Annotated in this window: 10 protein-coding genes; 4 read left to right on the forward strand and 6 right to left on the reverse strand. The window is 65.2% G+C overall.

Annotated features, from left to right (window positions below; translation table 11 throughout):
• Nucleotides 1–319: 319 nt before the first annotated feature.
• Both ABZE94_RS02535 and acnA read right to left on the reverse strand, forming a co-directional pair.
• Entirely contained in the window at nt 320–1,885 is a 1,566-nt protein-coding gene (locus tag ABZE94_RS02535) for a methyl-accepting chemotaxis protein (RefSeq protein ID WP_372873960.1), read from the reverse strand.
• Between the two features lie 336 nt (nt 1,886–2,221).
• Complete coding sequence (gene acnA, locus ABZE94_RS02540; protein WP_372873961.1) at nt 2,222–4,963, reverse strand: aconitate hydratase AcnA; 2,742 nt, start codon at nt 4,961–4,963, stop codon at nt 2,222–2,224.
• A 309-nt stretch (nt 4,964–5,272) separates the two neighbouring features.
• Here acnA and rlmM point away from each other — a divergent pair, with 309 nt between their 5' ends.
• Nucleotides 5,273–6,322, forward strand: coding sequence for a 23S rRNA (cytidine(2498)-2'-O)-methyltransferase RlmM (gene rlmM, locus ABZE94_RS02545; RefSeq protein ID WP_372873962.1), 1,050 nt, complete (start codon nt 5,273–5,275; stop codon nt 6,320–6,322).
• Nucleotides 6,323–6,381: 59 nt separating this feature from the next.
• On the opposite strand, the gene ABZE94_RS02550 is transcribed toward rlmM, so the two are convergent.
• Nucleotides 6,382–6,582, reverse strand: coding sequence for a hypothetical protein (locus tag ABZE94_RS02550; RefSeq protein ID WP_372873963.1), 201 nt, complete (start codon nt 6,580–6,582; stop codon nt 6,382–6,384).
• 132 nt (nt 6,583–6,714) lie between these two features.
• Between ABZE94_RS02550 and tusA the strand changes: the two genes are divergently transcribed.
• A complete protein-coding gene (gene tusA, locus ABZE94_RS02555) occupies nt 6,715–6,966 on the forward strand; it encodes a sulfurtransferase TusA (RefSeq protein ID WP_238041503.1) in 252 nt (83 codons plus the stop codon).
• Between the two features lie 2 nt (nt 6,967–6,968).
• Nucleotides 6,969–7,424, forward strand: coding sequence for a gamma-glutamylcyclotransferase family protein (locus ABZE94_RS02560; RefSeq protein WP_372873964.1), 456 nt, complete (start codon nt 6,969–6,971; stop codon nt 7,422–7,424).
• On the opposite strand, the gene ABZE94_RS02565 is transcribed toward ABZE94_RS02560, so the two are convergent.
• Together ABZE94_RS02565 and ABZE94_RS02570 are read right to left on the reverse strand one after the other, a co-directional pair.
• Nucleotides 7,382–8,473, reverse strand: a complete 1,092-nt coding sequence (locus ABZE94_RS02565; RefSeq protein WP_372873965.1) for a DUF3080 family protein — start codon at nt 8,471–8,473, stop codon at nt 7,382–7,384. The genes ABZE94_RS02560 and ABZE94_RS02565 overlap by 43 nt on opposite strands.
• Nucleotides 8,470–9,852, reverse strand: a complete 1,383-nt coding sequence (locus ABZE94_RS02570; protein ID WP_372873966.1) for an MATE family efflux transporter — start codon at nt 9,850–9,852, stop codon at nt 8,470–8,472. The genes ABZE94_RS02565 and ABZE94_RS02570 overlap by 4 nt, the downstream gene beginning before the upstream one ends.
• A gap of 145 nt (nt 9,853–9,997) precedes the next feature.
• Between ABZE94_RS02570 and pdxB the strand changes: the two genes are divergently transcribed.
• The gene (gene pdxB / locus ABZE94_RS02575; RefSeq protein ID WP_372873967.1) at nt 9,998–11,140 is read left to right on the forward strand and encodes a 4-phosphoerythronate dehydrogenase PdxB; all 1,143 of its coding nucleotides are present in this window, start codon (nt 9,998–10,000) and stop codon (nt 11,138–11,140) included.
• Between the two features lie 110 nt (nt 11,141–11,250).
• On the opposite strand, the gene ABZE94_RS02580 is transcribed toward pdxB, so the two are convergent.
• The coding region (locus ABZE94_RS02580) for a PA1571 family protein (RefSeq protein WP_372873970.1) at nt 11,251–11,411 on the reverse strand (161 nt) is incomplete at its 5' end.

Here is an 11,411-nt window from a genome sequence, read left to right on the forward strand (position 1 = left end):
CAAAGCCAGGTCGAGAGTTTGCATAGCGTTGCACCTGCCGTTTCTCCCCGCGGGAATGGCACTAGGGTCATCATTTGGCGACGTTGTCGGCATCATGAACATAGGGTCAATAACCGGGCTTGGTGCCCTGTGTTGTTGCCACCATGCATGCTGACAGTATAGGCGCCGGAAGAGGCGGTGGCGGAAATGAGCTGCGGCGCCAACCGGCTATTCGGGCCTGGTAGGAGGGGAAGCGCCGAAGCCCTGGCAGTAGGCTGGTTGGTCACGGCGGCTTTTACAGGAAGGGGGCGCCGAGTCTGCTCGGGCGCCCTTTTGGTGTTTAGCGGTTGAAGCGTTCGACCAGCGAATATTGCCCTTGCGCAGTGGCGGTGAGTGCTTCGCTGAGCACCGCGGAGCTTTGCGCTTCGCTGGAGGTCTGGTCGGACAGTTGGGCGATGTTGGTGATGTTGCGGTTGATTTCGTCGGCGACCGAGCTTTGCTCTTCGGCTGCTGCGGCGATCTGGTCGGCCATGTCGGCGATGTTGGACACTGCGTCGCTGATCCCGGCGAGGGCCAGGTCGGCCCGCTGTACGCGTTCGACGCCTTCATCGGCCTGCTTGCGGCCGATTTCCATGGTCATCACGGCTTCTTCGGCAGTGCGCTGCAGTTTGGCGATCAGTTGGTGAATCTGTCCGGTGGACTCGGTGGTGCGTTGTGCCAGCGAGCGGACTTCGTCGGCGACCACGGCAAAGCCGCGACCCATTTCACCGGCGCGGGCGGCTTCGATGGCGGCGTTGAGGGCGAGCAGGTTGGTCTGGTCGGCGATGCCTTTGATCACATCGACCACGCCGCCGATTTCGTTGCTGTCCTGGGCCAGGCGGGTGACGGTTTCGCCGGTGTCGCCGACCGACTGCGAGAGGCGCTGAATGGCGGCGCGGGTTTCCGCGGTGATGGCGCGGCCCTCGCTGGTCAGACGATTGGCTTCCTGGGTGGCGATGGCGGTGCGGGCGACGTTGCTGGCAACTTCCAGGGTGGTGGCGGCCATTTCGTTGACCGCGGTGGCGACCTGTTCAGTTTCCTGGCGTTGGCGATCCAGCCCGGCCGAGCTGCTGTGAGCCAGGGCATCGGCCTGCTTGGCTTGTTTGGCCAGGTTTTCCGCACTGTCCTGCAGGCGCGTCAGGCAGGTTTTCAAACGTGCTTCCTGGCCGAGGATGGACATTTCCAGGCGGCCCTGGGAACCCCGGCTGTCGGTATACATCTGTGCGATCAGCGGGTCGGAGGTGGTTTGATCGGCCAGTTGCAGCAGGCGTTTCATCCCGCGCTGCTGCCAGTTGAGACCGGCCAGCCCGAGCGGTATCGAGAGCAGGGCGGCAACGGCGAAGCCCCAACTGGTGTCGAGCCAGGTGCCGATCAGGAAACCGATCTGGCTGACCAGAATAAAGGGCAGCCAGTTTTGCAGGGTCGGCAGCCACTGGTCGCGACCGGGTACGGCGGACTTGCCGGCGTTGATTCGCTTGTACAGGGCTTCGGCGCGGCGTACTTGTTCGGCGGTCGGTTTGATCCGCACGGATTCGTAGCCAACCACCTGGTTCTTTTCCAGTACCGGGGTGACGTAGGCATTGACCCAGTAGTAATCGCCATTCTTGCTGCGGTTCTTGACGATACCCATCCAGGGACGACCCTGCTTCAGGGTGTTCCACATGTGCGCGAACACGGCCGACGGCACATCAGGGTGACGCACCAGGTTGTGTGGCGCACCCATCAACTCGCCGTGGCTGAAGCCACTGATTTCGACGAATGCCTCGTTGCAATAGGTGATCTGGCCTTTGGTGTCGGTGGTGGAAATCAAGCGCTGTTGGGCCGCAAAGGTGCGTTCGCGTTGGGTGATGGGCTGATTATTGCGCATGAGGAGCTTGTCCCTAAGGGTTATGCCTTGTCATCGGCCAGGCAGGGCTGAAGTTGAGCGGAAATCGGGCCTCGCAGTGTAACCGGATATTGAACGGCTTCACATTTCCGCGGGCGACAAGGCGGCGAGGAACAGGTCGTGGTTGGAACGGCTGTTCGGGCAATAAAACGCCAGTGGCCGCGGCGCTCTGCAAGCGACAGGCATTGCGGTTGCGCGGCACGCGCGCCGTGCCTTTGTAACCCGATTAGCGCCCACCCAATCCGGGATCACGTCCCGGATTGCGTGCGGCGTTTTAGTCGGCCCTGCCGCCGCGAGTCGGCAGGCCGAGCATCGTAGCTAGCCTGCGATCAGTTGGCGCAGGACATAGTGCAGAATGCCGCCGGCCTTGAAGTACTCGACCTCGTTGAGGGTGTCGATGCGGCACAGCACTTCGATGCTTTCCCGCGTGCCGTCCTCGCGGCTCACTTCCACCATCAGCACCATGTGCGGGTGCAGCTCGACGCCATCCAGGCCATGGATGCCGAGGGTTTCCTTGCCGCTCAGGCGCAGGCTCATGCGATCCTGGCCGGGCATGAACTGCAAGGGCAGCACGCCCATGCCGACCAGGTTGGAGCGGTGGATGCGCTCGAAGCTCTCGGCGATCACCGCCTTGACTCCGAGCAGGTTGGTGCCCTTGGCCGCCCAGTCGCGGCTCGATCCGGTGCCGTATTCCTTGCCGGCGACCACCAGCAGCGGGGTGCCGGCGTCCTGATAGCGCATCGCCGCGTCGTAGATCGCCAGCTTCTCGCCGCTCGGTACGTGCAGGGTGTTGCCGCCTTCTTCGCCGTCGAGCATCTCGTTCCTGATGCGGATATTGGCGAAGGTGCCGCGCATCATCACCTCATGGTTGCCGCGGCGCGAGCCGTAGGAGTTGAAGTCCACCGGTTCGACACCCTGTTCGCGCAGGTAGCGCCCGGCCGGGCTGTCGGCCTTGATGTTGCCCGCCGGGGAGATGTGGTCGGTGGTCACCGAGTCGCCGAGCAGAGCGAGGATGCGCGCCTGGTGAATGTCGCCGATGTGTGGCGGTGCATCGGCGATGTCCTCGAAGAACGGTGGATGCTGGATATAGGTCGAGTCGGCCTGCCAGGCGTAGGTGGCGGCCTCTGGCACCTGGATCGCTTGCCACTGTTCGTCGCCGGCGAACACCTCGGCGTACTCCTTGTGGAACATCGCGGTGTCGACCTTGAGGATTGCCTCGGCGATTTCCTGCTGGCTCGGCCAGATGTCCTTGAGATACACCGGCTGGCCGTCCTTGCCCAGGCCGAGCGGTTCGCTGGTGATGTCCACCCGTACACTGCCGGCCAGGGCGTAGGCCACCACCAGGGGCGGCGAAGCCAGCCAGTTGGTTTTCACCAGCGGATGCACGCGGCCCTCGAAGTTGCGGTTGCCGGACAGCACCGAGGCCACCGTCAGGTCGTTCTCCTGGATGGCCTGCTCGATCGGTTCGAGCAGCGGCCCCGAATTGCCGATGCAGGTGGTGCAACCGTAGCCGACCAGGCTGAAGCCCAGTTGATCCAGGTATTGGGTCAATCCGGCTGCGTTGAAATACTCGGTCACCACCTTGGAACCGGGGGCCAGCGAACTCTTGACCCAGGGTTTGCGCTGCAGGCCCTTTTCGATGGCCTTCTTCGCCAACAGGCCGGCGGCCATCATCACGCTCGGGTTGGAGGTGTTGGTGCAGGAGGTGATGGCGGCGATCACCACCGCGCCATCCATCAGACGGTGGGTCTGGCCTTCATGATGATAGTCGACCGTGCCGATCTGCGCGGCGCTGCCGACCGCGGCGCCGCCACCGCCTTCGTCGAGCAGACGGCTCTCTTCCTTGCTGCTGGGTGTCAGATGCACACCGATGAACTCATCGAAAACTTTGCCGACCCGGGACAGGGAAACCCGGTCCTGCGGGCGCTTGGGCCCGGCCAGGCTGGCCTCGACGCTGTCCATGTCGAGCTCCAGGTTGTCGCTGAACACGGGCTCCTGGCCTTTCTCGCGCCACAAGCCCTGGGTCTTGCAGTAGGCCTCGACCAGCTTGACGGTCTGCTCGGAACGACCGGACAGGCGCAGATAACCCAGGGTGATCGCGTCGACCGGAAAGAAGCCGCAGGTCGCGCCATATTCCGGCGCCATGTTGGCGATGGTGGCGCGGTCGGCCAGCGGCAGGTCGGCCAGGCCGTCGCCGTAGAACTCGACGAACTTGCCGACCACGCCCTTGCTGCGCAGCATCTGGGTGACGGTGAGCACCAGGTCGGTGGCGGTGATGCCTTCCTTGAGCTTGCCGGTCAGCTTGAAGCCGATCACCTCGGGGATCAGCATCGACACCGGCTGGCCGAGCATCGCCGCCTCCGCCTCGATGCCGCCGACGCCCCAGCCGAGCACGCCGAGACCGTTGATCATGGTGGTGTGCGAGTCGGTGCCGACCAGGGTGTCGGGGAAGGCGAAGGTCTGGCCGTCTTCCTCCTTGGTCCACACGGTACGGCCGAGGTATTCCAGGTTGACCTGGTGGCAGATGCCGGTGCCCGGCGGCACCACCCTGAAGTTGGCGAAGGCGTGCTGGCCCCAGCGCAGGAAGGCGTAGCGTTCGCCGTTGCGCTGCATCTCGATGGCGACGTTCTGGCCGAAGGCGGCGGCGGAGGCGAACTTGTCGACCATCACCGAGTGGTCGATCACCAGGTCGACCGGCGACAACGGGTTGATCTTCTGCGGGTCGCCGCCGGCCTTGGCCATGGCATCGCGCATGGCCGCGAGGTCGACCACCGCTGGCACCCCGGTGAAGTCCTGCATCAGTACGCGCGCCGGGCGGTACTGGATCTCGCGTTCGGAGCTGCGGCTCTGCAGCCAGTCGGCCATGGCCTGCAGATCGGCGCCGCTGACGGTCTTGCCGTCCTCCCAGCGCAACAGGTTCTCCAGCAGGACTTTCAGCGACATCGGCAACTTGTCGATATTGCCGAGGGTCTTGGCCGCCTCCGGCAGGCTGAAATATTGGTAGGTCTGGTCGCTGACGACGAGGCTGCGGCGACTGTTCAGGCTATCTAAGGATGGCATTGCGTGTCTCCTGGGGCATGCACGGTGCAAACCGGATTGTTTGCTGCAGTGTCTTCAAGCTAGTCCTGCTTGGCGGGGCTTGCCATGTCATAGGTCTTGTCGGTGCGCGTGCGCGCAGCAGTGCCTATGAGTACTCGGTCAGGGGCCGGCCATATAGTTGGCACGCGAGGGCTTTCGCGGCTGAAGCCGTCTGCGGGGGCGCAACCGCATCGGCCGCGGCACACTGCGACAAAGTGGAGAACGATGGGACGTGCGATTACGCCCCGGGTTGCCGACTCCGTTATGATGCGCGCCTTGAGGAGATCACCGATGAATACTTTGTTACTGCACTGCCGCCCCGGTTTCGAGAACGAGGTGTGTGCGGAGATCGCCGAGCATGCCGCGCGCCTGGACGTGGCCGGTTACGCCAAGGCCAAGCCGAGCACGGCCTGCGCCGAATTTATCTGCACCGAGGCGCAAGGTGCCGAACGCTTGATGCGCGGGGTGCGCTTCAGTCAGCTGATTTTCCCGCGGCAATGGGCGCGTGGCGTGTTCATCGACCTGCCGGAGCTGGACCGCATCAGCGTGCTGCTGGCCCATCTGGCGGACTCGCCGACCTTCGGCAGCCTGTGGCTGGAAGTGCTCGACACCAATGATGGCAAGGAGCTGTCGAACTTCTGCAAGAAGTTCGAGGCGCCGCTGCGCAATGCCCTGAGCAAGGCCGGCAAGCTGGTGGAGGACGCGCAGAAGCCGCGTCTGCTGCTGACCTTCAAGAGCGGCCGCGAGGTCTTCGTCGGCCTGGCCGAGCCGCACAACTCGGCGCTCTGGCCGATGGGCATCCCACGCCTGAAGTTCCCCCGCGAGGCGCCGAGCCGTTCGACCCTCAAGCTGGAGGAGGCCTGGCACACCTTCATTCCGCGCGAACAGTGGGACGAGCGCCTGTCGGACGAGATGACCGGTGTCGACCTCGGCGCCGCGCCGGGTGGCTGGACCTACCAACTGGTCAGGCGCGGCATGCTGGTCACCGCCATCGACAACGGGCCGATGGCGGAAAGCCTGATGGACACCGGCCTGGTCCAGCACCTGATGGTCGACGGCTTCACCTACAAGCCGCGCCAACCGGTGGACTGGATGGTCTGCGACATCGTCGAGAAGCCCGCGCGCAGCGCCGCCCTGCTGGAAACCTGGATCGGCGAAGGCCTGTGCCGCGAGGCGGTGGTCAACCTCAAGTTGCCGATGAAGCAGCGCTACGCCGAGGTACGCCGCCTGTTGCAGCGCCTCGAGGACGGCTTTGCCGCGCGCAAGATCAAGGTGTCGATCGCCTGCAAGCAGCTCTACCACGACCGCGAGGAAGTGACCTGCCACCTGCGCCGGTTGTAGGCGCGGGGACTGCGCGTCCATTTCGCGTCTAAGGCCCGGATGAGCCCCGGGGGGTGGCCTCAACGATCTTCCCGGCTTTCGTCCGGGCCAACGGGCTGCTGTTGCCTGACCCAATAGCTCTGTTTGTGGCCGTGCGCCTCGAGTTGCCGTGCCAGGGCTTCGGCGGCGGCACGGGTCAGGTCGGCGCGCACGACGAACTCGTTGCCATTGTCGTCCAGGCGCACCAGGCACCAGGTCCGGGGTTGGTTGGGTGCGGACATTTTCACCACCTGCTCCGCCTGTGGGGCTACCTGTTAAAGGCTAGTTCGGGTTCGCTTTGGCGCATGAGCGGGGCGGGTGGTCTGAGGGGCCGCTTTGCGCGACAATAGCCGCCTGTTTTTGGAGCCAGCCAGATGCCCCTGCAATCCGACGCCATTCTCGATGACACCCTCGACGCCAGCGGGCTGAACTGCCCCGAGCCGGTGATGATGCTGCACAACAAGGTGCGCGACCTGCCGGCTGGCGGCCTGCTCAAGGTGATCGCCACCGACCCCTCGACCCGGCGCGATATCCCCAAGTTCTGCGTGTTTCTCGGCCATGAACTGCTCGAGCAGAGCGAAGAGGCGGGTACCTATCTGTATCTGATCCGGAAAAAGGCCGACTGACCATGGGCTGGTACTTCGCCTACGGCTCGAACATGAATCCGGCGCGCATGCAGGCCCGCGGTCTGCGGGTGAGTGAGGTGATGCCGGGCCGCTTGATCGGCTTTGCCTTGTGTTTCAACAAGCGCGCGGTGGACCGTGCCCCGGGTCGTGCCTACGCCAATATCCGTTACCAGCGCGATGGCGTAGTGGAAGGCGTGCTCTACCGACTGGCCGAACTGGATGAGATCGCCAAGCTCGACCCCTTCGAGGGCGCGCCGATTTATTACAGCCGCGAGCGCCTGGCGATTGTCACGGCCCAGGGCGTGCAGCCTGCCTGGGTGTATATCGCCAATCCGGCGTATCGCCAGGATGGCCTGTTGCCCAGCGCGGACTACCTGGCGCATCTGCTGCAGGGGCGTGAGTTCCTCTCCGAGGCCTACTGGTCGGCGTTGGCGGCCTGGCCATTCCACCCGGACTGACCGGGCGCCAGACCACAGCTTTTCAGACTGTCCTGCCAGGCGCGTACATGCCGGGAGGTGGCGGCTTGAAAATCAACCCACAGGGATTGCCCAGGGCCAGCCAGGTTCAGCAGGTAGTTGCGCGTGGCCGCCGGCACCTCGGCGGCGGCGCTGAGCTGGCGCAGGCTGCTGCTCCAGGGTTGACCGCGTTGGTGCACCTGGGCCAGATAGGGTTGCAGGCCGCCGGCGTAGTATTTGACGAAGATGTTCTGCAGGATGCGCCCGCGTGACGTCGCTTGCCCCTGCGGGCAAATGGGCCGGCGCTGCTGGCGTTGTTCGAGCAGGCGGCTGCCTTCATTCAATGTGTGGGTCAGGCTGGCCAGGCTGCTGATCAGCTGGCCGCCCTGGGGGCTGGCATGCAGGGCGAAGAATAGCGGATCGAGTTCGGTCGTGGGCGGCGGCAGGGTTTGCGGCAGGGCATTGGCCATGGCGGCCAGCTGCGCCAAGGCATCGAGGGCGGCATCGTCCTCGGCGGGGGCAATCGGCAGCGTCTGATCGGCAAAGCGCAGGTAGCGCTCGACTTCCTCGCTGGCGTTGAGCGCATTCCAGAACACCAGGGGCAGCTGCGCGCGCTTTTCCTGGGCCAGACCGGTGAGCATCCGCTGCAGCTTCTGGTCTTGCTCGGGCGTCAGGTACGCCAAGCAGGCGTCGATGGCGCGCAACAGGTCGCCTTCATAGGCCAGGCGGCTGCTGGGGACCAGCTGTTTGCCCAGGCTGCTGTTGCGCAGGCTGATCTGCTGCTGCAGCGCGGGGCAGCGGCGCACGTCGATCAGCAGGTCGAGCAGGCCGATGCGCACCTCGGGGATTGTCGCCACACGTTCGCGGCGCGGCGGCAAGCGGTACCGCGTCAGCGCCATCTTGTCGAAGGCCGCGACGGCATCGCCCTCGACGGCATTGTTCAGGCGTTGCAGGTAGTCCGCCTGCAAGGCCAGGCCGTCATCGGCCGGTTGGCACGCCGATAGGACCAGCAGGGTGAGCAGGACCAGCAGGGCAAGGGGGCTGGTGATCATCGCGTCATTTTAACCGCGTGAATGCGTTTGCGCGCGCTGCCGCCGAGACGGATCGCCAGCATGATGGCGGCGCAGGTCAGGCCGACGATCAAGCCTTGCCAGAGGCCGCTCGGGCCGCTCGGCTCGCCGAACAGGCTGGACAATCCCAGGGCGTACCCCACCGGCAGGCCGACGCCCCAGTAAGCGAACAGGGTCAGCAACATGGTCATGCGGGTGTCCTGGTAGCCGCGCAGGGCGCCGGCCGCAGTGACCTGGATCGCATCGGAGAACTGGAACATCGCGGCATACACGATCAAGCCGGATGCCAGGGCGATCACCGTCGGGTCGGCGGTGTAGATCTGCGCGATCTGCTCACGCAACAGCAGCATCAGGCTGGCCGACAGGCAGGCATAAACCAGTGCCGCGGCCATGCTCACCCCGGCGGCGAAGCGGGCCTGGCGGGGATCGCCGCGCCCGAGCATCTGGCCCACGCGCACCGTGGCGGCCATGCCCAGGGAGTAGGGGATCATGAACACCATGGAGGTGAAGTTGAGGGCGATCTGATGGCCGGCGACCACGCTGACGCCGAGGCTGCCGATCAGCAGGGCGATCACCGAGAAGATGCTCACTTCGGCGAATACCGCGATACCCATCGGCAGGCCAATCGCCAGCAGGCGCCGGATCGTCGGCCACTGCGGCCAGTCGAAACGGCTGAACAACAGGCTCGGCTTATAGAAGGGCGCCCACTTCACCCACCAGAGCATGCCCAGCAGCATGAAGGCCATCACCAGTGCGGTGGCCCAACCACAGCCGACCCCGCCCATGGCTGGCAGGCCGAACTTGCCGTAGATGAAGATGTAGTTGGCCGGAATGTTCAACAGCAGGCCGAGCAGCCCCAGCACCATGCTCGAGCGGGTATGGCCAAGGCCGTCGCTGAAGCAGCGCAGCACATGGTACAGCGCCACCGCCGGGAAGCCGCAGGCCACCGCGCGCAGATAACCCATGGCGGGTTCGATCAGGCGCGGCTCGACATTCAACAATTGCAGGACGATTTCGGCGTTCCACAGCAGGACGGCGGCACCACCACCGACCGCCAGCGCCAGCCACAAGGCCTGACGCACCAGTGGGCCGATCTCGGCCTGCTGGCCGGCACCGAAGCGCTGGGCGACCTTGGGCGTGGTCGCCATCAGAATGCCGGTCATCAGCAGGAATACCGGCACCCAGATCGAATTGCCGAGTGCCACCGCCGCCAGGTCGCGGGAGCTGACCCGCCCGGCCATCAGGGTATCGACGAAGCCCATGGCGGTATGCGCCAGCTGGGCGATGATGATCGGCGTGGCCAGAACCAGCAGGGTGCGCAGCTCGGTGCGCACGCGCAGCAGGCGGGATACGGCAGGCATAGAGGTCATCCGCTGGCGCTCTGGGAAAACCGCGTAGTCTACGCGCTGACACTTCGGTCAGGAAAGCGGCGTGTGGGCTGTGTCGGCGTGCTGCGGGCAAGGGTGACGACAGGTTAGAATGGCGCCCTGACGTATGGAGCCGCTCATGCAAATAGTCGCCGACGAAAACATCCCTCTGCTCGATGAGTTTTTTGCCGGATTCGGCCAGATTCGTCGTTTGCCCGGCCGCGCTATCGATGCGGCGGCCGTGGCCGATGCCGAACTGCTGCTGGTGCGTTCGGTGACCCGGGTCGACCGGGCGTTGCTCGAAGGTAGTGCGGTGCGCTTTGTCGGCACCTGCACCATCGGTACCGATCATCTCGATCTCGATTACTTCGCCCAGGCCGGCATCGGTTGGGCCAGTGCGCCGGGCTGCAATGCGCGCGGGGTGGTCGATTATGTGCTCGGCAGCCTGCTGCTGCTGGCCGAGCAACAGGGTGTCGAGCTGGCCACACGCACCTACGGGGTGGTCGGTGCCGGCGAGGTGGGCGGGCGCCTGGTCGAGGTGATGCGCGGCCTGGGCTGGCGGGTACTGGTCTGCGACCCGCCGCGCCAGCTCGCCGAGGGCGGTGATTTCGTCGGCCTGGAGCAGTTGCTCACCGAGTGCGATGTGCTCAGTCTGCACACCCCGCTCGAACGCGCTGGCGCGCAGCCGACCCATCATCTATTCGATGCGCGGCGCCTGGCCCGACTAAAGCCCGGCACCTGGCTGATCAATGCCAGCCGCGGCGCCGTGGTGGATAATCCGGCGCTGCGCGAGTTGCTCGAGCAGCGCGGCGATCTGCAGGTGGTGCTGGATGTCTGGGAAGGCGAGCCGCAGGTCGATGTCGCGCTGGCCGGCCTGTGCCGCCTCGCCACCCCGCACATCGCCGGCTACAGCCTGGATGGCAAGCTGCGCGGCACGGCGCAGATCTATTCGGCGGTTTGCGCGCATCTCGGCTGCACGCCGAGGGTCAGCCTCGACGAGCTGATGCCGGCGCCCTGGCTCGCCGAGTTGAGCCTGGAGGCCGCTGCCGATCCGGCCTGGGCGCTGGCCACCCTGTGCCGTGCGGTCTATGACCCGCGGCGCGACGATGCGGATTTCCGCCGCAGCCTGCAGGGCGATAGCGCGAGCCGGCGGGCGGCCTTCGATGCGCTACGCAAGCATTATCCGATGCGCCGCGAGATCGATGGGTTGAGCGTCAAGCTGCAAGGCGATGCGCCGCAGTTGGTGCAGATGGTCAAGGCGCTGGGCGCGACCTTGCGTTGATGGCGCTGCCGTCCAGCGACAAGGTCAGCCAAGCGCCCATCGGCCGCGTTGGTGTAGGCGCGGCTTTAGCCGCGAAGACTTGCGCCAGGCGGTTCGTATAGACCGCCGGATCAGCTTTTTTTCTTGTCTGGGGTAACCAGCTCTTTTTCCAGCTCCTGGCAGGCGCGCTGGATCATGTTCTCGGTGATCGGGATTTCCTGGCCTTGTTCATCGATGATGGCGCCACCTACCGGCTGTTGCGACTGCTCAGGGGCAACATGGGGTTCGGGGG

This window comes from Pseudomonas sp. (genome assembly GCF_041601375.1).
GTDB lineage: Bacteria > Pseudomonadota > Gammaproteobacteria > Pseudomonadales > Pseudomonadaceae > Aquipseudomonas.